This is a genomic window from Eubacterium sp. MSJ-33, assembly GCF_022174665.1.
GTDB lineage: Bacteria > Bacillota > Clostridia > Lachnospirales > Lachnospiraceae > Coprococcus_C.
Genome location: NZ_CP076562.1, coordinates 830774 through 857568 on the forward strand (window position 1 = coordinate 830774; position 26795 = coordinate 857568).

Below are 26795 nucleotides of genomic sequence, written 5' to 3' on the forward strand. Positions count from 1 at the left end.
TCTATCGAGTGCTAACCTTATTGGTAGACTACCACTACATATAGTAATTGTCAAGGAAAAATATCATATTTTTGTGAAAAAATTGTGTATTTTCTTCCATAATAAAAGAGTGCGGAAAACCGCACTCTTTGGGAAGTAAAATCACGAATGATTTATTTATTGTTTGGATTATCCATCAAAGTGACATCCACTGTCTTCTCTGTATATTCATTATTCTTCATATACTCATACGTAACCGGAACTGTCTCACCGGATTTATAATAATTGAGTTTTTCTGTAAGTTCCTCTGCGCTGCTGATAGACTGTCCATCGATCTTTGTAATTACGTAATTCTTCTTAATTCCGGCTTTCTCTGCAGCACTGCCGCTCTGTACTTCAGCGACAAGCACGCCTGCCGGTATTCCGTATGCTTCAGATACATCCGAAGATACTGTCTGGCATGAGATACCGAGATAGCCCTTCTCTTCCTCGGAAACCTTCTCACGTGTCTGACGATTCATCAGATCATCCAGACGATCTTGTACGGCCGTAATCGGAATTGCATATCCCATGCCTTCAACGGTTGTATCAGAATACTTCGAAGAGTTAATTCCAATGACTTCGCCCTTCATATTCAGAAGTGCGCCGCCACTGTTACCCGGGTTAATGGCTGCATCGGTCTGAATCAGCGGTGTTGTATTCGTGCTGTTTGTACGATCCTTTGCGCTGACAATACCGGTTGTAACGGACTGTCCATAGCCAAGTGCATTACCGATAGCTACAACCTGCTCGCCCACCTTCAATGAATCTGAATCACCGATGGTAGCAATTTTTATCTGATTCATCGTGGATTCCTTTATATCACTGAGTTTTACAACAACGATTGCAAGATCCGTGTCGCTATCGGTACTCTTTACCTGTGCCTCGTAGCTCTCACCATCTGCAAACGTTACATTTACGGTTGTAGCATCACTGACAACATGGTTGTTTGTTACCATCAAAAGCTCACTGTCATTCTCTCCGATGATAATACCGGAACCGGAGCCTTCCGCCTCATACTGCTGTGTATAGCCAAACATACCCTGCTGCTCTACAATTGCCGAAATATTAATTGCAACAACGCTCGGCATAACATTTTCAGCGATTGTGGAGACATCCATACCATTTCCAACGGAAGCTGTCGATGTCAGGCTCAGAGACTCTGTTGTCGGTGCGGATGTGGTTGAAGCGACTTCTGTTGTCGTGTTAGTAAGTGCATCCAGCTTCTTGATCTGTTGTCCTGCAATCCCATAGAATGCGCCACCGGCTACGCCGCCGAAGACGACTGCACTTGCGACAACTGCCACGCCCTTCTTCCAGAATGTATGCTTGTTGTGAGGTGTCTTCGTCTTTTTGACTCTCTGCTTCTTTGCTTTCTTCACCTTTATCTTTTGCTGTTCCGGATTCGCATTTTGATATGCATTTCCATAATAATTATTCTGTCCATATCCATATGCATTCTGATTAGGCTGGTAATTATTATTGTAGTAGTGTTCTGTACCCTGGCTCATCTGCTGGGCGCGTTCTGCCATCGCCTGCATGTATTCCTGTGTACGCATATCGCTGTAATATGTGTTACCATACTGCTGTGCATGTGTATAATCGTCTGCGTGTTGTTCACTGCGTTTTAAGTTATCTGTATTCCCATCTCCGTTCTCCTGTACAGTTTCTTCCGGAGTCCGTGCATCCGCATGTTCATTTCCTCTGTTATTTCCAAATTCATCCATCATATCAATTCCTCCATTCGATATAAGTTTTGTTACTTATCTTTGTTATGGTTTAATCATAACCCCAAGCTATGGTTAAATTTTGAAGAAAATGTCAAGAAAATGTGAATTCATCTATGGCGCCTGCAGACCGTCCTTTAGCATCTGCAGATTTTCTTCCATATAAGATAGGTATGTGCATCCCTTTTGTATGTCTTCCTTTGTTACTGACTGCATAGACGAAAGATGCAGGAGCTCCGGCGTCATATCCGCCGACTCTGCAATCGTATTGGCAAGACTGTCTGTGCCATTGTCCACCACATAGATGGCAGGCAATTTGTATTCCCGCAATTTTTCTGCCAGATATGTGACAGTATGCACACTTGCCTCGGCATCGGCAGAACAACCGGAATATGCTGCAAAATAATGTATATCATAATCTTCTGCCAGATACAGAAACGGGAAACGGTCTCCGACCAGAATTGTCGTCTGTGTGGCTGCATCCCGCATTGTCTGATAGTCTGCATCCAACGCTTCGAGCTTTGCAGTATAAGCTTTTGCATTTGCAGCATATTGTTTTGAATTATCAACATCCAGTTTCGTAATAGTATCTGCCAACGTCTCTGTACAGACAATCGCATTTTTCAACGATAGCCACACATGCTCATCGTAATGGTTGCCATGGTCTTCCTCTGCCATGTTCTGTCCATCTGTACTCTCTGCTGCATGCTCTATAGTTTCTGCTTCATGTCCGTGGTCATCATGATCATGGTCTTCATCGCCATGATCGTGATGATGGTGTTCTTCTACACCCTCTAACTCTACTTCATTTAACGCACGGTCACCAACCAGATCTAACAGACTGATGGCAATGATATCTTCATTTCCGGACTCCTCCAGCGCATCACTCACCCATGTATCGCTCTCGCCGCCGACATAGACTAACATCCGGCAATCCGCAATCTTCATGATATCCTGTGCGCTCGGCTGATAACTGTGTAAATCCACACCGTTATCGACCAGCATCCGGCATGTAAATGCATCTGTATCACCAAGGATTTCCCGCACCCAGTCATATGCCGCAAAGGTCGTACATAAAATCACGTTTTCGGCCCCCTCCTCCGTTGTCACCGGCTTGGCACACCCGGAAAGCAAAGTCAGGCAAAGTATGAGGGCAATCCCGATTGATTTTAAATATCTGTGTTTCAACATCGTCACCTCTACTCTCTGTGCAACGCAATTCCGATGATACTGAAAATCACAAATAACACAATATCAATCGCTACAATCGTTGCACTGACCGGTGTCGATGCCGCAATGGAAATCAGAATTCCCGCGCATGAGGATACAACGCCATATACGGCGGAACAGATAAATACACTCTTATAATTCTTAAATACACGCATCGCAGACAGTGCCGGGAATATAATCAACGCCGATACAAGAAGGGATCCGACGATGTTCATCGCAACTACGATCACTACAGCTGTGACAACCGCCATCAACACATTATAGGCGCCGGTATGAATACCGGTTGCGCGCGCAAAATTCTCATCGAAAGTCACCGAGAAAATCTTGTGATAATACAAAATGTAGAACACAAGCACCAACAGCGACATAATCAGGCAGATCCAAACATCCGTATTCGATAATGTAAGTATCGACGCTGCCCCAAAGAGTGTCGAGCATACATCTCCGGATACATTTTGGGATGTCCCGGATACGTTCATGATCAGATATCCAAACGCGAGTGATCCGACAGAAAGCATCGCAATCACAGCATCACCGTTTATTTTTGCATTCTGCCCGGTCTTTAACATCAATATTGCCGCCACGACCGTGATTGGCAATATAATCAGTGTATTGTTTGTCATCCGCAGCACCATTGCAATCGCCATTGCCGCAAATGCCACATGTGACAATCCGTCTCCAATATAAGAAAACCGCTTTAACACAAGTGTCACACCAAGCATAGATGCGCAAAAAGCAACCAGCACACCGGCAGCTAAGATTCGTTGGACAAATGGATATTGCAGGTATTCAACTAATGTATTCCACATATCTATACTCCTTCTTGTTCTCTTGTTACTGCGTAATCCGCATACTGTCTGCCAATTGCACTTTTTAGATACGCTTCCTTGGAATCAAAAAACTCCGGTGTATCACTCACATGAAGCACCTTATTCGCATATTGTGCGGCTGCCTGTGTATCGTGCGATACCATTATTATCGTGATTCCTTCCCGGTTCAGCCTCTGAATCAGTTCATACATCTCGGCGGTCACACGCGGATCCAATCCTGCCACCGGTTCATCAAGAAGCAGAAGCTTCGATGTCGCACAGAGTGCACGTGCAAGCAATACGCGCTGCTGCTGTCCACCGGACAGGTCACGGTAGCACTTCTTCATAAACGGCTGAATCTCCAGCCGCTCCATATTCTTCTGTGCGATTTTGCGTTCTTCTTTGTTATAGAACGGACGCATGCCACGCTTCGACAAAAAACCCGACAACACAATTTCCTGCACAGATGCAGGGAAATCGCGTTGCGTCACAGTCTGCTGTGGCAGATATCCGATTTCATTAGCTTTCAAATCTTCACCCCTGACAAGCTTTCCCTGCATCGGATTTTTCAGTCCCAGAATTGCTTTCATCAGAGTACTTTTTCCGGAACCGTTCTCTCCAAGGATGCAGAGATAATCTCCTTGCTCGATACGGAAATTCAGATGTTCAACCACCGGTTTTCCTTCGTATCCAAGGGATACATCTTCACATGATAGAACCATCGCGGTTCCTCCTTTCTTTTTTACTCAAATGAGAAATATACAGCACATACCCGACATATATTTCAATATTGCTTCATGTTATATACAATGTATTGAAGCTAAGAAGTTCTATATGCTCTGATTTACGTATCTGTATCATACGCCACCACCGCCAATTCGCCATCCATGGCTCAGTGGCGGCTTGTTTGAACATCGTGTTCAAACATGGCTTATGTTCGACAGAGCATCAAGAACTTCTAAGCTCCAAACATATCGTATATAATCATGAAGCAATATTGAAATATATGTCATTGGATGTTCCTGATATTTCTCATTTGTTCTATTTTCTTTCTTCGAACCTCTTGTTCTAATTTTCCTTAATTAGTTGAAATATACAAGTTCTTCTTCGGCTGGCTTGGCTGGTTCGATCTTGGTGGCGCGGATCACAGGTCCTTCACCCTCAAACTCCGGATAGAATTCTTTATCAATCGTTCCCGTAACCGTTACCCACTGTCTGTCCTTCAGATGCTTTGTCAGATCGGAATAGCACTTAAAACCAATAAATGCAACATCTTCAGCACAGCAGGTCATTGCAAAACGTCCCGGCACGAATTCATTTGCCTTGTAGCTCTTTGGCTTGTGTACCATCGCCTTGAATGTGATCTGCTTTCCGACGTATTTGTCCGGATTGTCGCAGGCATCAATATAGAAGATACCGTAATCTTCATCTTCAAGCGTAATGCTTGGCTTATCAATCTCATATGGCAGATCCAACTCCTCATCACCGACATCGGCAGCTCCATCCTTGTTCTCGAAGATAACCTGTGCACGACGATTTACCGCGCGGATACTCCGGCGGTACTCCGCACGCCTTGTATTCTCATCGCAGCGGTTGAAGATAATCATATCTGCGCTTGATAACTGCTCCATCATCATTGCCTTCATATTTGCTACATATACATCAAAGGTGGATGCATCGACAAATGTGATTACCTGTACAATCGTCCAGCCCTTTGGCACGCGGATGGAAAAAAGCTTATCCATCTTCCATGTACCGTTATACTCGATCATCACGCGGGTCGGCTTATACTTATCCTGCAGATCAAGCAGATATTCCGTATTCAGATTGGATTCCTCCAGATACTCCACGAAAATATTCTGGCTTTTCAGATACTCCTCGTCATACTCCTCAATTCCCTCTTCGCAGACAAGCAGAAGGGTCGGTTCGCCTTCTGTAAATCCACGGTCAATCAGAGTTTCGTTCGCAAAGGTTGTCTTTCCGCTCTCCAGAAAGCCCATGAACATATATACCGGAATCTCTTCTACTTCCTTTGTTGGTCCCATACTCTATTTCCTTTCTTCTCTATCTGTCCTTCAGCCGGGAAGCGAGGCAGATCCCACATACCGGATCGTACCACTTCTCAACCGCCTATTATTTTCTACCCGTTGCTTTGGTTTATGCAACCCCGAACAACTCTGCCAGCTTGTCTTCCTTCAGATTGCTTCCGATCACGCAAAGCTTTCCTGTATAATCGGCTGCGCCCTTACGAATCTCATATTCGCCCGGTGTCAGATCAAAATGAATCCACTCGCCATCTGTATTCGGAACGATTCCTTTTGCACGGAGGATAATTCCATATTCCTCTGCATTGTCAGCCAATGTCTTCAGGATCTGTTCCATATCGGCATCTGCAAACTTCTTGGCAGTCTCCTTACCCCAGCTTGTAAATACCTCGTCTGCATGATGATCATGATGGTGGTCATGATCGTGGCATCCGCATGTACAACCAGGTCCATGCTCGTGATGGTCGTGATCGTGATGATGCTCGTGCTCCTCATGCTCATGGTCGTGCTCATGATGGTGTTCATGCTCCTCATGGTCGTGCTCATGATCATGATGATGCTCATGTTCCTCATGGTCGTGCTCGTGATCGTGGTCATGATGATGGTGATGATGCTCTTCCTCGTGCTTTCTTGCAATCTCCACTGCCTCTTTGATCAGCTTATCCAGTGTATTTGCATGCTCCATAGCATCTAAGATTACCTTACCGTCGATGTCATCCCAAGGAGTTGTGATGATGGCTGCATCCTTGTTATGCTCACGCAGCATGGCAACGGTATCGCTTACCTTCTTCTCCGGTACATTCTGTGTACGGGAAAGAACGATGGTCCCTGCACTTTCCACCTGATTGTTAAAGAACTCCCCGAAGTTCTTCATATACATCTTGCACTTTGCCACATCAACAACGGTTGTTGCACTGTTAATCACAACATCGGCATCCTGCTTTGCATCTTCAACTGCCTTCATAACATCTGACAGCTTGCCAACGCCGGATGGCTCAATAATTACACGGTCCGGTGCATAATCCACGATTACCTTCTTCAACGCTGTACCAAAATCTCCGACAAGGGAACAGCAGATACATCCGGAATTCATCTCTGTGACTTCCACACCTGCATCCTTCATGAATCCACCATCAATACCAATCTCACCAAACTCATTTTCAATCAATACAAGCTTCTCGCCCTGATATGCCTCAGCAATCAGCTTCTTAATCAATGTTGTCTTACCTGCACCTAAAAATCCTGAAAGAATATCAATCTTTGTCATCTCTATTGCCTCCTAAAAAACATTTCTTTTTTGTCAACTTTATATAATAGCACATTTCCATTATTTTTTCCATATGCTATACATCCTTATTCTTCAAGGTCACTTCCATCTGGTCAAACGGAATCTCAATACCCTGCGCATCAAATGCATACTTAATGGCTTCCTGGATCTCCCATTTTGCCTTCCAATAATTTTCTGTCGCTACCATACAACGGACACCCATCTTGATACTACTATCTCCGAAGGAATCCACAAACACATCAACTTCCTTCGTCTTATCATAATACTGGTTTTCCGTCACAACCTGATACAATGTATCCTTTACTTTCTTCAAATCCGAATTATAGGCTACGCCGACCGCGATATCCAGTTTTCTTGTTCCTGCCGCTGTCACATTGACAATCGAATGAGACGTAATATTTCCGTTCGGAATCACAACAATCCGGTTGTCATACGTCTGCAGCTTCGTATAGAAGATGTCAATTGACACAACCATACCTTCACACTGCTTGTCATTCTCGATGATGTAATCGCCGACTCGAAACGGTTTCAATATAAGTATCAGGACGCCACCTGCGAAGTTTGCCAGACTGCCCTGCAGTGCAAGACCGATTGCCAGACTGGCGGTACCAAGAATCGTGACTAACGATGTTACCTGGAATCCGACAATAGACGCAGCCGTAATAAATACAATGGCATAAAATGTGAATTTAATCAGTGACAGCAGAAATGATGCAACACTTTCCTCCATGCTTGATTTTTTGAAGGATTTGCGTATCATCTTCACGATCAGCTTCGACAGCTTCATCCCAATATACATGCACAGGATTGCAAGCAATAGCTGAAACCCTTTGTTTAATGCCCAGTCTCCAAGCTTATTGAGATATTCTTCAAGCTTAGACGGTTCAATCTCCTTGATGTCTTCCAAACAAGACCCTCCTTTTATGTTTCATTTTTGTTCATATAAGTAAATATTCATTTATCCCGAAAACTTCACAAGCTGCCCTTCTCACGAAGGACAGCCTGTTTCATCTTAATTATTTGCCGATTTTCTTTTTAAATACGCTGATAGAAAGGGGTGGTACGGTAACGGATATATAATGTTCCTGTCCGTCACACTCTGCTTTCTTCGCCTGTTTCACTGTCTTGTTATTTCTGCCCTCGCCACCATAACGGCTGTTATCGCTGGAGAAAATCTCCTGCCATCTTCCGCCGGATGGAGTAGCAAGCTTATATGCCTTGTGTTCCATCGGTGTGAAGTTACAGATGATCAAAAGCGTATCGCTCTCCTTCTTACCTTTTCTAACATAAGAAAGAAGGCTTGTATTTGCACTATTACAGTTGATCCATGTGAATCCTTCCGGAGAAGAATCGAGTTCATACAGTGCCGGTTCTGTCTTATAAAGCTCATTTAATTCCTTGACATACCCCTGCATAAATACATGTGCATCAAACTCGAACAGTGACCAGTCTACTTCTGCATTCTCGTTGAACTCTGCAAACTGTGCAATCTCCTGTCCCATAAACAGAAGCTTCTTACCCGGATGTGTCATCATATACCCATATGCTACACGCAGATTCGAGAATTTATCTTCGTATCCTCCCGGCATCTTCGCAATCATAGATCCTTTCTCATGAACAACCTCGTCATGGGAAAGTACGAGAATAAATTTCTCACTGTATGCATATACCATACTGAACGTCAAATCGTTGTGATGATATTTGCGGTACAACGGATCAAGCTTCATATAGTTCAGGAAATCATTCATCCAGCCCATATTCCACTTGTAATCAAATCCAAGTCCGCCAGCCTCAACCGGATGCGTCATCATCGGCCATGCCGTTGACTCCTCCGCAATCATGATAACACCCTTGTGCAGCTCATGCATCTTACTATTGACTTCCTTAATGAAATCAATTGCTTCGAGATTCTCATTACCTCCATAGATGTTCGGCAGCCACTCACCATCGCCGCGTCCATAATCGAGATACAGCATCGATGCGACCGCGTCAATGCGGATACCATCGATATGATATTTTTCAGCCCAGTAAAGTGCATTTGCAACTAAGAAATTCCGAACTTCATTGCGTCCGTAATTGTATATATACGTACCCCAGTGTGGGTGTTCGCCACGCCGTGGGTCCTCATGCTCATACAGTGCTGTACCGTCAAATCTGCCAAGTCCATGCTCGTCCTTCGGGAAATGTGCCGGTACCCAGTCTAAAATCACGCCGATTCCCTTGCTGTGCAGATAATCCACAAAATACATGAAGTCTGCCGGCGAACCATAACGGGATGTCGGTGCATAATATCCGGTTACCTGATATCCCCAGGACGGATCATACGGATGCTCCATGATTGGCATCAGCTCAACATAATTATAATTCATCATCAACAGATAATCTGCAAGCAGGCTTGCAATATCGCGGTAATTATAAAACTCTCTGCCATCGGTCGGGCGCTTCCAGGAGCCAAGATGCATCTCATAGATTGCCATCGGCTGTGCGTCTGTATCTTTCGTCTCCCGCTTCTCCATCCATGCGGTATCTTTCCACTTATAGGAAATATCCACGATACGGGATGCATTTGCCGGACGGACCTCGTTGCTGAACGCATACGGATCACTCTTCATGAATACCTGTCCGGACTTTGCCTTAATCTCATACTTGTAGATCTCACCAACGAGCTTACCCGGGATAAACAACTCATAAATACCGGAATAATCCAGTTTCCGCATCGGATGTCGTCTGCCATCCCAGTTGTTGAAATTACCAACCACCGATACACGGTCTGCGTTCGGTGCCCATACAGCAAAGAGCACACCTTCCACGCCATCGACGGTCATTGGATGTGCACCCATCTTTTCATAGATGCTGTAATGTTTTCCCTCGTTGAACAAACTGATATCAATCGGATCAATCACCGGTTCAAACACATACGGATCAAAGTATGTCACTTCGTCACCGTTGTCAAACCGGACGTTTAATTTATATTCAAACGGTTTCTTATCTTTAATTACCACAGAGAAAAATCCCGGCACACGCTCCGATACAAGTGTGTACTTCTTTCTTGTGGACACTTCAATGGCATTTACAACCTTTGCACCCGGCAGATATGCATTGATATACAAATCATCAATACACTCATGCATACCAAGAATATGATGTGGGTTGTTGTGAATACCCTGGACCAAAGCATCGACTTCCATCCAGTTTATAGCAAAAACTGCCTTTCTTTTGGACATGTCAAATGTGTCTCCTCTCTACAATTTATGAATGAAGATTCCACTTCTTAGCTTTGGTTCAAACCATGTTGACTTCGGCGGCATCAACCGCTTCGCATCAGCTACTGCAAAAAGCTCTTCGATGGATGTCGGATACATCGAAAATGCCAGTTTCATATCGCTGTTTGCGCGTCGTTCCAACTCTGCAAGGCCGCGGATTCCTCCGATAAAATCGATTCTTTTATCTGTTCTCGGATCTTCGATTCCTAGCACCGGCGCCAGCAGATAATCCTGTAAGATTGAGACATCCAGACCATCGACCGGATCTTCGGATAGTATGTGTGACTTGGCACGTAATTTATACCATGCACCATCGAGATACATGCCAAATGTTGCTTTTTCCTCTGGCTGATACGCATCAGCAACCGGCTCCACCTCAAAATCTGCCTTGATTTTCTCCATAAATGTCTCTGCTGTATAGCCGTTTAAGTCGCGTACGACACGGTTATATGGCAAAATCTTCAACTGGTCATGTGGAAACAGAACCGACAGGAAAAAATTGTATTCTTCCTCTCCGGTATGATTTGGATTTGCATTTCTGCGCTTGATTCCAACCTTTACCGCCGATGCCGCCCTGTGATGTCCATCCGCAATATAAATCTGTGACATCTCAGAAAATGCATGCTCAATTGCCACGATATCTGCTGCGTCTGTCACCAGCCACACGCGATGTGTGATTCCATCCTCAGAGACAAAATCATTCTCTGCCGGACGAGCCTTGATCTTTTCCACAATTGCATCAATCACCGTCTGTGCACGGTATGCAAGAAAAATCGGACCCGTCTGCGCATTGCATGTATCCACATGTGTGATACGATCAATTTCCTTATCTTCCCGTGTATTCTCATGTTTCATGATAACCCCGGATTCATAATCCTCGATGGACGCACATGCCACAATTCCGGTCTGTGCTCTTCCATCCATCACCAACTCATATAAATAATACATCGGGACCGTATCTTCCACGTAATCACCACGCTCAATCATGCTATCCAGCAATTGCTTTGCTTTCTCATATACGCACGGTGCATAAATATCCACACTGTCATCAAACGCTGTCTCCGCACGGTCAATACGCAGGAATGATAAAGGTTTTTCCTCCACTGCTTTTTTTGCTTCTTCCCGGTTATATACATCATATGGCAACGCTGCAACTTCACTGACAATTTCTTTTCTCGGTCTATACGCTTTAAAAGGTTTAATAATTGCCATGTATCTTCTCCTCTAAGTATCGCCTCTGCCTCCCACGGACAGTTTTATCCGCGGATTGCCTTCACTGCTGCATCGATAGACTTCTTGTAATCTTCCTCGGAAGAATTGTTGAACACAAACAACTCAGGAATATTATCCGGCTGTTTAAAGTTCTGTGTTGCGATATATTCATCCCAATGAGCAAGCTTCCATGCATCACGGTCAGACGCACGCTTAATCATACGCTCATGGCATACTTCCACATCTGTATGTACCCATACTACGAATAATTCTGCATCTTTTTCCTTTAACTTTGCACGAAGATTGTCAAGATATTCGTTATCACGAATCTCGTCTGTAAACGGTGCATTAATTAAAACAGTATCATTGTACTCCAATGCTTCAAATGCAAAATCAAGAACAGCATAATACTCGTAATCACGAATCTCTCTCTGGAAGAAATCAGATGAACGGTTGTACTCTTCTCCAGCAACCTTGAAAATCTGCTTAGACAATACAATTAATGTATCCTTGTCGAGATATACGCAGTTTGGAAGTGCTTTTGCTAGCTTACGTGAAATAAATGTCTTGCCGCAAGCAGGTGGTGAAGTTACTAAAATCAATTTCTTCATGGTTGATGCCTCCTATATATGTACATTAAAATTCTCTATATGTTCTACTCTGTATGCCATGCATACAATAAGAACCTAATTATTTCAATATTACCACAAAAGAAAAGAACAAACAAGCATTTCCATTCCGTTTCGCCATGAAAAATGTCTGTTTGTTCTTTTTATTAATTTTATTTACTTCTTACGCAATCGCATAAATTATTTCTTTGTGATATATCCCTGTGCCTTGAGAAGCTCTGCACATAACACAGCACCACCTGCGGCGCCCCGAACCGTGTTGTGGGAAAGTCCGACAAACTTCCAGTCATAAACAGAATCCTCACGGATACGTCCAACAGAAATACCCATGCCATTCTCATAATCTACATCCAGAGTAACCTGTGGACGGTTATCCTCTTCCATATAACGGATGAACTGCTTCGGAGCACTCGGAAGTCCAAGTTCCTGCGGAACGCCCTTGTAAGACTCCAGCTTCTCGATCAGCTGTTCCTTCGTTGGGTTCTTCTTGAACTTTACAAATACGGCTGCTGTATGTCCGTTCAATACCGGTACACGGATACACTGGCATGTGATGATCGGGCTTGTCGCAGGAACGATTTCACCCTTCTCCTCATCAATATGTCCCCAGATGCGAAGTGGTTCTTTCTCAGATTTTTCTTCCTCGCCACCGATAAATGGAATAATATTTCCAACCATTTCCGGCCAGTCCTTGAATGTCTTTCCTGCTCCGGAGATTGCCTGATAGGTTGTTGCAACAACCTCATATGGTTCAAATTCCTTCCATGCGGTAAGCACCGGTGCGTAAGACTGGATGGAGCAGTTCGGCTTTACTGCTACGAAACCTCTGGTTGTACCAAGACGTTTCTTCTGGAACTCGATGACCTTCATATGCTCCGGGTTGATTTCAGGAACTACCATCGGTACGTCCGGAGTCCAGCGGTGAGCGCTGTTGTTTGAGACAACCGGTGTCTCTGTCTTCGCATATGCATCCTCGATTGCCTTGATCTCGTCCTTGGACATATCAACCGCACTGAATACGAAATCAACGGTAGAAGCAACCTCTTCTACTTCGTTTACATTGTGTACGATCAGCTTCTTAACAGCTTCCGGCATCGGTGTATCCATCTTCCAACGATCACCAACTGCCTCTTCGTAAGTCTTGCCTGCACTACGTGGGCTGGCTGCAACTGTCACAACCTCAAACCATGGATGGTTCTCAAGAAGTGAAATAAATCTCTGTCCAACCATACCGGTTGCGCCAAGAATACCTACCTTTAACTTATCACTCATTTTATTATCCTCCAACTCCTGTTTACTGAATTACACGTACTTTCAATACGCCATCGATACTTGAAATAGACTTTACAGTATCTTCATCTGCCTTCTCAGAAATATCAAATACCGAGTAAGCATAATCACCTTTCGACTTGCTTACCATGTCAGACACATTGATACCCTTGGAAGCAAATGCACCAGTAAACTGCGTGATCATATTCGGAATATTCTTGTGACATACACAAACTCTTGCTGCTTCCGAACACTTGCCGGCATCGCAAGCCGGATAGTTTACGGAATTTTTGATGTTACCATTCTCAACGAAATCCACGATTTCCTTCACTGCCATCACTGCGCAGTTGTCTTCGGATTCCTCTGTCGATGCGCCAAGGTGTGGCAATGTAATTACGTTATCAACTCCGGCAATCTTCGCATTTGGGAAATCTGTTACATACTTTGCAACCTTTCCGCTTGCAAGTGCCTCAATCATGTCGTCGTCATTTACAAGAATATCTCTTGCAAAGTTCAGGACCTTCACGCCATCCTTCATCATGGCAAATGCATCCTTATTGATCATGCCCTTCGTAGAATCAAGGGCCGGTACATGTACAGTAATGTAATCACACTCTTTGTAAATATCTTCAACATTCTTGATGTGTTTTACATGGCTTGAAAGTCTCCATGCTGCATCGACAGAGACATATGGATCATAGCCATATACTTCCATACCAAGTCGGAAAGCAATGTTTGCGACCTTGGCACCGATCGCACCAAGACCGATAACTCCGAGCTTCTTACCCATGATCTCACAGCCGGCATAGTGTTTCTTCTGCTTCTCGACTGTCTTAGCAATATTCTCATCCGATGCATTCTCCTTTACCCAGTTATAACCACCCATCAGATCTCTGGATGCGAGCAAAAGTCCTGCGATCACAAGTTCCTTTACACCGTTTGCATTGGCGCCCGGTGTGTTGAATACAACGATTCCCTTATCTGCGCACTTGTCAAGCGGGATGTTGTTGACACCTGCACCTGCACGTGCAATTGCAAGCAGATTATCGGAAAGCTCTAAATCATGCATCGCTGCACTTCTGACAAGTACCGCGTCTGCTGCTGCAAAATCATCTACTACTTCATATGTATCATTGAACAAATCCATACCACAGGCTGCGATCGGATTCAAGCAATTAATCTTAGCCATTTTCTTCTCTCCCTTATTATGAGTTCTTCTCCTCGAAGTCCTTCATGAATGCAACTAACTTCTCAACACCCTCGATTGGCATTGCGTTGTAGATACTTGCACGCATACCACCGACTGTTCTGTGTCCCTTCAGATTTACAAAACCTGCGGCTGTTGCTTCCTTTACGAACTTGGCATCAAGTTCTTCGTCGCCAGTTACGAACGGAACATTCATCAGGGAACGATCTTCCTTCACAACAGTTCCGCGGAACATCTTAGAAGAATCCAGGAAATCATACAGGATAGCTGCCTTCTTCTCGTTGTGAATCTTCATAGCGGAAAGTCCACCCATTTCTTTTACCCACTTGAACACCAGACCACAGATGTAAATACCGTAGCATGGAGGTGTGTTGTATAAGCTGTCGTTATCTGCCTGTGTCTTGTACTTAAGCATGGTCGGGCAGTAAGTTGGAACATCATCACGGATCAGATCCTCACGGATGATTACAACAACGACACCAGCCGGTCCTACGTTCTTCTGTACTCCAAAGTAGATCAGTCCATAGTCAGACACATTGACTGGCTGTGACAGAATATCGGAAGACATATCAGCAACAAGGATCTTGCCCTTTGTGTTTGGAAGCTTCTTGTAAGTAGTTCCGTAAATTGTATTGTTATGGCAGATATACACATAATCTGCATCCTCAGAAATCGGAAGGTCAGAGCAATCCGGAATATAGCTGAAGGTCTTGTCAGCTGACGATGCAACAATATTTACCTTTCCGTACTTTTTTGCTTCTTCGCTTGCCTTCTTTGCCCACTGACCGGTAATAATATAGTCAGCGACACCGTTTTTCATCAGGTTCATAGGAATTGCTGCAAACTGCTGTGATGCGCCGCCCTGCAGGAACAATACCTTGTAATTATCCGGAATATCCATCAGATCACGAAGGTCTTTTTCTGCTTCTTTGATGATGTTATCATACACTTTCGAGCGATGACTCATCTCCATTACGCTCATGCCGGAACCTTTGTAATCCAGCATCTCATCTGCTGCCTGCTTCAACACTACTTCCGGTAATACGGAAGGACCTGCTGAAAAGTTAAATACTCTTGCCATTTTTCCTCTTCCTCCTACTTATTATCTAAATCCTGCTGGTCAAAACAGGTTTCCAAAGCTGCTCCTGCAGCAACCATTGGCCATACCTTATCATCCTTACCGATGATACAATCAATCACAACCGGCTTATTTAATTCGATTGCCTGCTTCATGGCATCCTCAAACTCCTGAAGATTTGTAGCTCTAAAACCAGTCGCTCCAAGTGCATCCGCTACCTTCACGAAGTCAACCGAATCATCTAAGATTGTATTCGAATAACGCTTATCGTAGAACAATGTCTGCCACTGACGCACCATACCAAGCACATGGTTGTTGATTACAACCTGGATGATCGGCACATTATAACGGCTTGCCGTAGCGATCTCGTTCATATTCATACGGAAACATCCGTCTCCCGCAATGTTGATTGCCACACGGTCCGGACGTCCGTACTTGGCACCGATACAGGCACCAACGCCGTAGCCCATTGTTCCGAGTCCGCCGGATGTCAGAAGCTGTCTTGGCTCTTTGAATTTATAATACTGGGCTGCCCACATCTGATGCTGTCCTACATCAGTTGTAATTGTTGCATTGCCCTCTGTCAGCTCATAGATCTTGTTGATGATCGCCGGTCCCGAGAATTCATTCATATCTGCATGATCCGGATACTGTTCTTTGAGTGCATCAATCTGTGCTCTCCACTCCGGTTTCTTAGACGCCTTGATTCTGGTAGAGATCATCTTCAGTATTTCTTTGGCATCACCGACAACACTTGCATCAACTTCCACGTTCTTATTGATTTCTGCTGCATCAACATCAATATGTAAAATCTTTGCCTGATTTGCAAACTTACTTGCATTACCGGTTACACGGTCTGAGAATCTCGCACCAACGACAATCACAAGGTCTGCCTGATTGATACCAAAGTTTGAAACCTTGGTTCCATGCATACCGATCATTCCCGTGTAACGGTCATCCGTTCCCGGAAATGCACCCTTACCCATCAATGTATCACAGACAACTGCATCAATTTTCTCTGCAAATTTTTTCAGTTCCTTGGACGCATCTGCCGCAACAACACCACCACCGACAAGAATCATCGGTTTCTTCGAATTCTCAATCATCTTAATAGCTGTGTCGATATCCTCTGCACGGATTGTCTTGGTCACGCGTTCGATTGGCTCCGGTGCCTTCGGCTCATAGTCTGCAACATTTGCAGTAACATCCTTTGTAATATCGACAAGAACCGGGCCCGGTCTGCCTGACTGCGCGATTTTAAACGCACGGCGGATTGTATCTGCCAGTTCATGTACATTCTTTACAATAAAGCTATGCTTCGTGATCGGCATAACTACACCTGCAATATCAATCTCCTGAAAGCTGTCTTTTCCAAGAAGAGAAACACCTACGTTTGCAGTGATTGCAACAAGTGGAATTGAATCCATATATGCGGTTGCAATACCGGTTACAAGATTTGTTGCACCCGGACCGGAAGTTGCCATACATACGCCAACCTTACCAGTCGCTCTTGCATATCCATCTGCTGCATGGCTTGCGCCCTGCTCATGGGATGTCAGGACATGGTGAATCTCATCCTGATGCTTATACAATGCATCATAGACATTCAGGATCGTTCCTCCCGGATATCCAAATACTGTGTCAACGCCCTGTTCTTTCAGACATTCAATCACTATTTCTGATCCAGTTAATTGTTTCATAAACTTCTCCTTATCTACATACAACTTGATTTATCCTTTTCTTCCTGTCAGATAACCAATATCTGATAGGATAGCACATTGTTTTGAATTATTCAATATATTTTACTTCAACTCCAAAACTGCACCGCGGTTGCCGGATGTTACCATCTTTGCATATCTTGCCAGATATCCGGTTGTTACCTTTGGTTCTCTTGGTGTCCATGCCTCTTTCCGTTTTGCAAGTTCCTCATCGGAAACCTTCACATTGATCGTACATGCATCAATATCAATACTGATGATATCACCCTCTTCAATCAAAGCGATCGGACCTCCAACAGCTGCCTCCGGTGAGATATGTCCGATAGAAGCACCACGGCTTGCACCTGAGAAACGGCCATCTGTAATCAGTGCTACCGAAGAGCCAAGTCCCATACCCGCAATCGCAGATGTCGGGTTCAGCATCTCACGCATACCAGGACCGCCCTTTGGTCCTTCGTAACGGATAACAACAACATCACCTTCCACAATTTTGCCACCCTTAATAGCCGCAATTGCATCTTCTTCACATTCAAACACACGTGCCGGACCTTCATGCTGCAGCATCTCCGGAACAACCGCAGACCGCTTGACTACAGAGCCGTCCGGTGCGATATTTCCCTTCAATACGGCAAGTCCGCCGGTTGAGCTGTATGGGTTTGCCATCGGGCGGATAACTTCCGGATTCAGGTTCTTATGTCCCTTTACAGCCTCTCCGATTGTCTTGCCGGTTACTGTCATGCAATCTTCATTGATCAGTCCTGCCTCACAGAGCTGGTTGATAACCGCATACACGCCTCCAGCCTCATTTAAGTCCTCCATATATGTCGGGCCTGCCGGTGCTAAGTGGCAGAGATTCGGTGTCTTTGCACTGATCTCATTTGCCATGGAAATATCAAAGTCAAATCCGATTTCATGTGCGATTGCCGGGATGTGAAGCATGGAGTTTGTAGAGCATCCAAGTGCCATATCCACTGTCAACGCATTCATGATAGCATCCTTTGTAATAATATCTCTCGGACAGATATTCTTCTTGTACATCTCCATAACGGCATAACCGGCACGCTTTGCAAGCTTCAGTCTCTCAGAATATACTGCCGGGATTGTTCCGTTTCCAGGGAGTCCCATACCAAGTGCCTCTGTCAGACAGTTCATAGAGTTTGCAGTATACATACCGGAGCATGATCCACAGGTCGGACATGCATGGCACTCGAAATCGTTAACATCCTCTTCGCTCATCTTGCCTGCCGCATAAGAACCAACTGCCTCGAACATAGATGAAAGGCTTGTCTTATGTCCTTTCACATGTCCCGCAAGCATCGGGCCGCCGGATACGAATACAGTCGGTACATTGACTCTGGCTGCCGCCATCAGAAGTCCCGGTACATTCTTATCGCAGTTCGGAATCATGACAAGTGCATCAAACTGATGTGCGACTGCCATACACTCGGTTGAATCTGCAATCAGGTCTCTTGTTACAAGGGAATACTTCATTCCGATATGTCCCATCGCGATACCATCACAGACAGCAATTGCCGGGAACATCACAGGTGTTCCGCCTGCTTCTGCCACGCCAAGCTTAACTGCCTGTGCGATCTTATCCAAGTTCATATGTCCGGGTACGATCTCGTTGTAAGAACATACGATACCGACCAACGGTTTCTTCATTTCTTCTTCTGTCATTCCAAGGGCATTGAACAAGCTTCTGTGTGGTGCCTGCTGCATGCCAACCTTTACGTTATCACTCTTCATCTTTTTTCTTCCTTTCTCTTCACATACTGCTAGCAATTATGAAACATCTACATATTCCACATATATTTCAATTTGATTCATTCCATATACAATGTATTGAAACTAAGAAGTACTAGATGTTCTGATTTACACTGTCTATGTATACGCAACCGCCGTCAATTCGCCATCCATGGCTCAGTGACGGCTTGTTTGAACATCGTGTTCAAACATTGCTTCTTTATTTTCAGAACATCAAGAACTTCTAAGTTTCAAACATATCGCATATATTCATGAATCAAAATTGAAATATACGAACGATTTCTTCTCCGTTTCACAATTGTCTATCTCTCACTTCAAAATTATCATAATAATTCTTCCTTACTACCCTAAATCCGTTCTACAATCTTGTCGCCCATCTCGTTACAGCCGACAAGTGTTGTACCTTCTGACACGATATCGCATGTACGGAAACCATCTATAAGCACCTGCTTGACTGCATTCTCGATTGCATCTGCCTCTTTGTCAAGATCGAATGTGTAGCGGAGCATCATCGCTGCAGAAAGAATCGTTGCGATTGGGTTTGCCTTATCCTGTCCGGCAATATCCGGTGCTGAACCGCCACTTGGCTCATACATACCGAATTTTGTTTCATTCAGGGATGCGGATGCAAGCATACCGATAGAACCTGTAATCATAGATGCCTCATCGGATAAGATGTCACCAAACATATTCTCTGTTAATACGACATCGAACTGTGCCGGATCCTTGACAAGCTGCATTGCACAGTTATCAACAAGCATATGCTCATATGTTACTTCCGGATAATCCTTGGCAACTTCTTCTACAATTTTCCTCCAAAGTCTGGATGAGTCAAGCACATTTGCCTTATCGACACTTGTTACCTTCTTGCGGCGCTTCATTGCAATATCAAAGCCCTTGATTGCGATACGACGGATCTCATTTTCGTTGTAAGTCAATGTATCAACGGCTGTCATCACACCGTCTACTTCCTTTGTCTCTCTTGCTCCGAAGTAAAGGCCACCAGTCAGCTCACGCATGATCATCATATCGAAGCCGCGGTCTGCGATTTCTTCTTTCAAAGGACATGCACCCTTTAACTGCTCATAGAGATTGGCTGGTCTTAAGTTTGCAAAAAGTCCTAACTCCTTACGGATCTTCAGAAGTCCGGCTTCCGGTCTTTTCTCCGGTGGAAGCTTATACCAAGGTGATGTACTTGTATTGCCACCAATGGAACCAAGCAACACCGCATCACTTGCCTTCGCTCTTGCAACTGCTTCATCCGTAAGAGGAACACCATATGCATCAATGGAACATCCGCCCATCAGAAGCTGCTCATAATTAAATGTATGTCCAAACTTTTCTCCGACTGCATCTAACACCTTCATTGCCTGTGTGACAACCTCAGGTCCGATACCGTCACCCTTGATTACTGCTATATTACAATTCATGATTATTTCTCCTAAACTCATTAATTTTCTTTTGCATTGATATAATTAATCAATCCGCCATCTTTGATAATCTTCTGCATGAACGGAGGGAATGCCTGACCCTTAAACTCAGTTCCCTTTGTCCTGTTATAGATCATACCACTGTCAAAATCAACCTCTACCATATCGCCTGCTTCAATTCCCTTAGCAGCTTCCGGACATTCAATGATCGGAAGTCCGATGTTGATTGCATTACGATAGAAAATTCTTGCAAATGTCTCAGCGATTACACAACTGATACCGGATGCTTTGATTGCGATTGGTGCATGTTCTCTGGATGAACCGCATCCAAAGTTCTTGTTTGCTACCATGATATCGCCCGGTTTCACACGCTTTACGAAGTCCTTATCAATATCTTCCATACAGTTTTTCGCAAGTTCCGCAGGATCTGAGGAATTCAGATATCTTGCCGGAATGATTACGTCTGTATCCACATTGTCGCCATATTTATGTACTGTTCCGTATGCTTTCATAATTTCTCCCTCCATCTAGTTCAATTCACATGGGCAGCTGATTTTGCCCGTAATCGCAGATACTGCTGCAACAGCAGGACTTGCCAGATATACCTCGGAATCCACATGTCCCATTCGTCCGACAAAGTTACGGTTTGTTGTAGAAACGCACTTTTCACCGGCTGCCATAACACCCATATGTCCACCTAAGCATGGTCCACAGGTTGGAGTTGATACGATTGCGCCTGCCTCGATAAATGCCTTTGTCAGACCTTCCTCAAGCATCTGTAAGTAAACCTCCTGTGTGCCCGGGATTACAATCACACGCACACCCTTTGCCACATGTCTGCCCTTGATGATATCCGCAGCAATACGCATATCGGAGATTCTTCCGTTTGTACAAGAACCGATTACTACCTGATCAATCTTGATATCACCAACTTCATCGATTGTCTTTGTGTTCTCCGGAAGATGTGGGAATGCAACGGTTGGCTTCAAAGTCGAGAGATCAATCGTATATTCCTCATCGTATACTGCGTCGGCGTCTGCCTCGTACTTTGTATACGACTTTGTAGAATGTTCCTTCATGTAAGCTTCTGTCTGCTCATCGACTGGGAAGATACCGTTCTTTGCGCCTGCCTCGATTGCCATGTTTGCAATCGTGAAACGATCATCCATAGTAAGGTTCTTGATACCATCACCAACAAACTCCATAGACTTATAGAGAGCGCCGTCTACACCAATCATACCAATGATGTGAAGAATCACGTCTTTACCACTGATATATGGTGCCTTCTCTCCTATGATATTAAACTTGATTGCAGATGGCACCTTAAACCATGCCTTACCTGTTACCATACCGGCTGCCATATCCGTACTGCCGACACCTGTGGAGAATGCGCCAAGGGCACCATAGGTACATGTATGTGAATCGGCACCGATGCATGTCTCGCCTGCAACGATCAATCCTTTTTCCGGAAGCAATGCATGCTCGATTCCCATCTCTCCGACATCAAAGAAATTCACGATTTCATTTTCACCGGAGAACTCACGTACGCATTTACAATGCTCTGCGCTCTTAATATCTTTATTCGGTGTGAAGTGATCCATAACAAGCGCAATCTTGCTCTTATCAAACACTTCTTTCTTATTAAACTTTTCCATCTCATGAATGGCAACCGGTGTTGTGACATCGTTACCAAGCACTAAATCCAAATCTGCCTCAATCAACTGTCCTGCTTCCACACTTGCAAGACCTGCATGTTTCGCAAGTATTTTCTGCGTCATGGTCATTCCCATAATCATTTCCTCCTGGTTCTACTAATAATGTCTGAATCATACCATATTTCTTTCCATAATTACAATATATAATATGAATATTAATCATAACTTGTAGTTATATGTCAATTATGTTATCATATAAACACAATCACGATCGTTGCTATACAGAATTTTTGTTTACTCATTATGTGGAAGGGTTGATTTATATGTTCGATAATCTGAATTATTACAGAGTATTTTATACCGTTGCAAATACCGGAAATATCAGCAAAGCCGCCGATATGCTTTTCATCAGCCAGCCTGCAATCTCAAAAGCGATTGCAAAACTCGAGGATGGGCTACACGTGAAGCTTTTTTTGCGTTCTTCCAAGGGCGTGACGCTGACTGACGAAGGACAGGTTCTATACAACCATATCGAGAAAGCATTCTCGAATATCTCACAAGGCGAAGATGAAATACGACATATCCATGAACTCGGCATCGGGCAGTTAAAGATCGGGGTCAGCACTTCACTTTGCAAACATATTTTATTGGACAAACTGCAGACCTTTATCTCACAAAATCCACATATCAAGATTATCATCGACTGTCATTCCACAGTCAATACACTGAAGCTTCTAAATGACGGACGCATCGACATCGGGCTGATCTGCAAGACAGATATTCCGTCCGGCTTTGAATACCAGGATATCAGCACAATCCACGACATCTTCGTCGTAAATGAAACTTACCTCTCCAACCTGCACCTGCGGGAACAGGAGGAACTTGCACCGGAGACTGTAAATCCGTGGCTTTTTTCCGGAAATCTGACCGGCATTATGGGAAATTTGGATGAAAGTGACATCAAAAATGAAAAGTCTGCTGATTCAGCTTTCGCCTCGATAAATTCTGCATCTTCCACAGACGAATCCGAATTCGCCATAAAGGATATTCTGGAGAAGTCCAATCTTATGTTGCTGGAGAAAAATAACATCACACGTACGCATATTGATGATTATCTGGAATCGCAGGGAATCCATCCGCAACAGATTCTTGAAATCAACAACATGGATCTGCTCATTGATTTTGCTGCTATCGGCATGGGGGTTGCAAGTGTCGTACGGGAATTTGCGACGGACTATCTGGCTTCCGGGCAGATCTTAGAGCTTCCGCTCTTCCATCCAGTTGCAGAACGCACTGTCGGATTCGTGTACCCGAAGAGCCGTGGAAAGTCCGAAGTGTTACGGAAGTTTCTGGGAATGTGGGGGTGTTAAATTCCTATTTTCTTCATCAATGCCTCTTGAAGTACCTGTGAAAAATTGATATCATGCTCCATCGCTGCTTCATTTAACCATTCCGGAATACTGAGTGTTTTCTTCACAGATTTTGTGTTGTGTTTTTTCCTGTACTGTACCAGATCAAATTCAATCAGGCAGGAAAAATCGCCCTCCTGCAGTATATAATCCACTGGAGCGGACACTTCCGGCAACGATTCTTCGTTTCTTAACCGGTCATCAATGCACAATCCCATTGCCTCTACAGCCATCTCGTATGCTTCTTCCATTGTTTCTCCCTGTGTCATGCATTCCGGGAAGTCTGGAAATGAAATCCAATAGCCACCCTTCTCGTCGTTATGAAATATAGCCGGATAAAAATAATGATGCATAGTTATTTCTCCTCCTTTATTCCTGCCTGTTTTAATATTGCCTGTTCTAAACCTGTTTTCAAATCTCTACAGTGATATGGCACAATCACTGTTTTGTGCGTTTCTTTATTCGTTAATTTCACATGTGATCCATTTTGCGATATAATTTCAAATCCATGTTTCTTTAGTTTTTTGATCATTGCTTTTGATGTTGTTGGCATATTGTTCTCCTTTTTATTATTGTATACGTATTTATACGTATTGTCAATATAAAAGGTGGAATTGTAATAACCTGAGCACACAGCCACAAGATGCTTCGCGACTTGCCGGCTGTAGTGCTGCGCACAGAATAATAAACTGAGCAACGCTACTTCGCTTTCGCTTCGCTCCAGCTCAGTATGTTGCTTCGCAACATACATAAAAATAAAAACACGGCGGTTACCACAAGTAAACTTGCGTAACCGCCGTGTTTTTATTTTTCTATGCGTTGCTCAGGTTATTACATCATTCCCATGCCGCCGCCCATGCCACCTGCTGGCATAGCCGGAGCATCTTCCTTGATATCAGCAACAACAGACTCTGTTGTAAGGAATGTAGAAGCAACGGATGTTGCATTCTGCAATGCTGTTCTTGTAACCTTCACAGGATCAATGATACCTGCTTCGATCATGTTTACATACTCTTCCTTGTAAGCATCAAATCCAACACCAACCTCAGACTCTTTAATCTTGTTGATGATGACTGCACCTTCAAGACCTGCATTTGCTGCGATATGAGCAAGCGGTGCTGCCAGTGCCTTTGCGATGATTGTTGCACCGGTCTTCTCGTCTCCTTCCAATGTATCAATCAGAGCATTCAGCTTCTTAGAAGCATGGATATATGCAGATCCACCACCTGCGATGATACCCTCTTCTACGGCTGCTCTTGTAGCGTTCAAAGCATCTTCGAGACGAAGCTTTGCTTCCTTCATCTCTGTCTCAGTTGCAGCACCAACACGGATAACAGCAACTCCGCCGGCAAGCTTTGCCAGTCTCTCCTGCAGCTTCTCCTTATCGAACTCAGATGTTGTCTCAGCAAGCTGTGCCTTGATTACATTCACTCTTGCCTCGATATCTGCCTTTGCACCACAACCATCAACGATGACTGTATTCTCCTTGGCAACCTTTACACTCTTTGCACGTCCGAGCTGATCCAGAGTTGTCTCCTTTAAGTCATAACCAAGCTCCTCAGAGATGACTGTACCACCTGTCAGGATTGCGATATCCTGCAGCATTTCTTTTCTTCTGTCACCATAGCCAGGTGCCTTTACACCTACGACTGAAAATGTACCACGCAGCTTATTTACGATCAATGTTGTAAGAGCCTCGCCCTCGATATCCTCAGCGATGATCAAAAGCTTCTGTCCACCCTGTACAATCTGCTCCAAAAGCGGAAGAATATCCTGAATATTGGAAATCTTCTTATCTGTAATCAAAATATATGGATTATCCAGTTCTGCAACCATCTTCTCCATATCTGTTGCCATATAAGCACTTACATAGCCACGGTCAAACTGCATACCTTCTACCAGGTCAAGCTCTGTCTTCATTGTCTTAGACTCTTCGATTGTGATAACGCCGTCCTTAGAAACCTTCTCCATTGCATCTGCAACGAGCTCACCGACACCATCATCACCGGCAGAGATAGAAGCAACTCTTGCAATCTGCTCTTTGCCATTGATAGACTCACTCATCTCTGAGATTGCATCTACGGCTGCATCACAAGCCTTCTTCATACCCTTACGAAGTACGATTGGATTTGCTCCGGCTGCTAAGTTCTTCATACCTTCATTGATCATTGCCTGTGCAAGAACGGTTGCTGTTGTTGTACCATCACCGGCAACATCATTTGTCTTGGTTGCAACTTCCTTTACAATCTGTGCACCCATATCCTCAAACGGATCTTCAAGAGAAATCTCCTTTGCAATTGTCACACCATCATTTGTGATGAGTGGGGAACCAAATGACTTTGCAAGAACTACGTTTCTTCCTTTTGGTCCGAGTGTTACGCTAACTGTATCTGCAAGCTGGTTTACGCCTGCTTCCAAAGCCTTTCTGGCTTCTGCTCCATACTTAATTTCCTTTGCCATTGTATTACGCCTCCTAGTTTTTTTCGCATCTTCTAATGATAACGGCAATACTTTCTTCGTACCCATACTGCCTTACCTGTTACTGAACGATTGCAAGAATATCTGCCTGCTTAACAATGATGTACTCATCATCCCCAAGCTTTACTTCTGTTCCTGCATATCTTGAATAGATTACTTTATCGCCAGCCTTTACTTCCATCGGAACCTTCTCGCCATCTACAACAGCGCCAGGACCAACTTCAACGACCTCTGCATACTGTGGCTTTTCCTGTGACTGTGTCGGAAGAACGATACCTGATTTTGTCGTCTCTTCTGCAACGGACTGCTTCAATACAACTCTGTCTCCTAATGGTGTTAACTTCATAATATACCCGACCTCCTAATTTTTACTTTTAGCACTCATATTGGTTGAGTGCTAACATAATTCTTATTGTACTCATTTTTCCAAAAAAATCAACCCCTAATTTGTAAATTTAACCAAATGGACACAATTTACCGGACAGCCTGTATATAATGTATGATTCCCTTCCTGTTTTTATGATAGATTCTATTATATATGCGTAAATATAAAACAGACAGAA

General features: G+C 44.1%; 23 protein-coding genes. 1 reads left to right on the plus strand and 22 read right to left on the minus strand.

Annotated features, from left to right (window positions below; translation table 11 throughout):
- Positions 1-152: 152 nt before the first annotated feature.
- From KP625_RS03790 to leuC, 18 genes are all read right to left on the minus strand, one after another.
- On the minus strand, positions 153-1748 hold the full coding sequence (locus KP625_RS03790; RefSeq protein ID WP_238299449.1) for a S1C family serine protease: 1596 nt from the start codon (positions 1746-1748) through the stop codon (positions 153-155).
- A 111-nt stretch (positions 1749-1859) separates the two neighbouring features.
- Positions 1860-2936 carry a metal ABC transporter substrate-binding protein gene (locus tag KP625_RS03795; RefSeq protein ID WP_238299450.1) on the minus strand — a complete coding sequence of 359 codons (1077 nt, stop codon included), beginning with the start codon at positions 2934-2936 and terminating at the stop codon, positions 1860-1862.
- 8 nt (positions 2937-2944) lie between these two features.
- Complete coding sequence (locus KP625_RS03800; RefSeq protein WP_177969494.1) at positions 2945-3784, minus strand: metal ABC transporter permease; 840 nt, start codon at positions 3782-3784, stop codon at positions 2945-2947.
- 2 nt (positions 3785-3786) lie between these two features.
- On the minus strand, positions 3787-4506 hold the full coding sequence (locus KP625_RS03805) for a metal ABC transporter ATP-binding protein (RefSeq protein ID WP_238299451.1): 720 nt from the start codon (positions 4504-4506) through the stop codon (positions 3787-3789).
- A 360-nt stretch (positions 4507-4866) separates the two neighbouring features.
- Complete coding sequence (locus KP625_RS03810) at positions 4867-5829, minus strand: TIGR03943 family putative permease subunit (protein ID WP_177969492.1); 963 nt, start codon at positions 5827-5829, stop codon at positions 4867-4869.
- 112 nt (positions 5830-5941) lie between these two features.
- The gene (locus KP625_RS03815; protein WP_238299452.1) at positions 5942-7096 is read right to left on the minus strand and encodes a CobW family GTP-binding protein; all 1155 of its coding nucleotides are present in this window, start codon (positions 7094-7096) and stop codon (positions 5942-5944) included.
- Between the two features lie 76 nt (positions 7097-7172).
- Entirely contained in the window at positions 7173-8024 is an 852-nt protein-coding gene (locus tag KP625_RS03820) for a mechanosensitive ion channel family protein (RefSeq protein WP_177970920.1), read from the minus strand.
- Between the two features lie 109 nt (positions 8025-8133).
- Positions 8134-10341: a 1,4-alpha-glucan branching protein GlgB gene (glgB, locus tag KP625_RS03825; protein ID WP_238299453.1), complete on the minus strand. Its 2208-nt coding sequence runs from the start codon at positions 10339-10341 to the stop codon at positions 8134-8136.
- A gap of 18 nt (positions 10342-10359) precedes the next feature.
- Positions 10360-11592 (minus strand): DUF1015 domain-containing protein, encoded by a 1233-nt coding sequence (locus KP625_RS03830; protein ID WP_238299454.1) that lies wholly within the window; start codon positions 11590-11592, stop codon positions 10360-10362.
- A gap of 44 nt (positions 11593-11636) precedes the next feature.
- Positions 11637-12203, minus strand: a complete 567-nt coding sequence (locus KP625_RS03835; RefSeq protein WP_216506887.1) for an AAA family ATPase — start codon at positions 12201-12203, stop codon at positions 11637-11639.
- 198 nt (positions 12204-12401) lie between these two features.
- The gene (asd, locus tag KP625_RS03840; RefSeq protein ID WP_177983463.1) at positions 12402-13493 is read right to left on the minus strand and encodes an aspartate-semialdehyde dehydrogenase; all 1092 of its coding nucleotides are present in this window, start codon (positions 13491-13493) and stop codon (positions 12402-12404) included.
- A 22-nt stretch (positions 13494-13515) separates the two neighbouring features.
- Entirely contained in the window at positions 13516-14679 is a 1164-nt protein-coding gene (locus KP625_RS03845; protein WP_238299455.1) for a phosphoglycerate dehydrogenase, read from the minus strand.
- Positions 14680-14695: 16 nt separating this feature from the next.
- Positions 14696-15778 carry a 3-phosphoserine/phosphohydroxythreonine transaminase gene (gene serC / locus KP625_RS03850; protein WP_238299456.1) on the minus strand — a complete coding sequence of 361 codons (1083 nt, stop codon included), beginning with the start codon at positions 15776-15778 and terminating at the stop codon, positions 14696-14698.
- 14 nt (positions 15779-15792) lie between these two features.
- On the minus strand, positions 15793-17475 hold the full coding sequence (gene ilvB, locus KP625_RS03855; protein ID WP_238299457.1) for a biosynthetic-type acetolactate synthase large subunit: 1683 nt from the start codon (positions 17473-17475) through the stop codon (positions 15793-15795).
- A gap of 102 nt (positions 17476-17577) precedes the next feature.
- Positions 17578-19242 (minus strand): dihydroxy-acid dehydratase, encoded by a 1665-nt coding sequence (ilvD, locus tag KP625_RS03860; RefSeq protein WP_238299458.1) that lies wholly within the window; start codon positions 19240-19242, stop codon positions 17578-17580.
- A 365-nt stretch (positions 19243-19607) separates the two neighbouring features.
- Entirely contained in the window at positions 19608-20690 is a 1083-nt protein-coding gene (leuB, locus tag KP625_RS03865; RefSeq protein WP_238299459.1) for a 3-isopropylmalate dehydrogenase, read from the minus strand.
- Between the two features lie 20 nt (positions 20691-20710).
- Positions 20711-21202: a 3-isopropylmalate dehydratase small subunit gene (leuD, locus tag KP625_RS03870; protein ID WP_238299460.1), complete on the minus strand. Its 492-nt coding sequence runs from the start codon at positions 21200-21202 to the stop codon at positions 20711-20713.
- 15 nt (positions 21203-21217) lie between these two features.
- Entirely contained in the window at positions 21218-22480 is a 1263-nt protein-coding gene (gene leuC, locus KP625_RS03875) for a 3-isopropylmalate dehydratase large subunit (RefSeq protein ID WP_238299461.1), read from the minus strand.
- Between the two features lie 110 nt (positions 22481-22590).
- On the opposite strand from leuC, the gene KP625_RS03880 reads away from it, so the two are divergent.
- Complete coding sequence (locus tag KP625_RS03880) at positions 22591-23715, plus strand: LysR family transcriptional regulator (RefSeq protein ID WP_238299462.1); 1125 nt, start codon at positions 22591-22593, stop codon at positions 23713-23715.
- On the opposite strand, the gene KP625_RS03885 is transcribed toward KP625_RS03880, so the two are convergent.
- From KP625_RS03885 to KP625_RS03900, 4 genes are all read right to left on the minus strand, one after another.
- On the minus strand, positions 23712-24107 hold the full coding sequence (locus KP625_RS03885; protein WP_238299463.1) for a type II toxin-antitoxin system HicB family antitoxin: 396 nt from the start codon (positions 24105-24107) through the stop codon (positions 23712-23714). The genes KP625_RS03880 and KP625_RS03885 overlap by 4 nt on opposite strands.
- Before the next feature lie 2 nt (positions 24108-24109).
- Entirely contained in the window at positions 24110-24307 is a 198-nt protein-coding gene (locus tag KP625_RS03890; protein ID WP_238299464.1) for a type II toxin-antitoxin system HicA family toxin, read from the minus strand.
- Positions 24308-24585: 278 nt separating this feature from the next.
- Positions 24586-26214, minus strand: coding sequence for a chaperonin GroEL (gene groL, locus KP625_RS03895; protein WP_177970337.1), 1629 nt, complete (start codon positions 26212-26214; stop codon positions 24586-24588).
- A gap of 79 nt (positions 26215-26293) precedes the next feature.
- Positions 26294-26578 (minus strand): co-chaperone GroES, encoded by a 285-nt coding sequence (locus KP625_RS03900; protein ID WP_021984306.1) that lies wholly within the window; start codon positions 26576-26578, stop codon positions 26294-26296.
- Between the last annotated feature and the right edge of the window lie 217 nt (positions 26579-26795).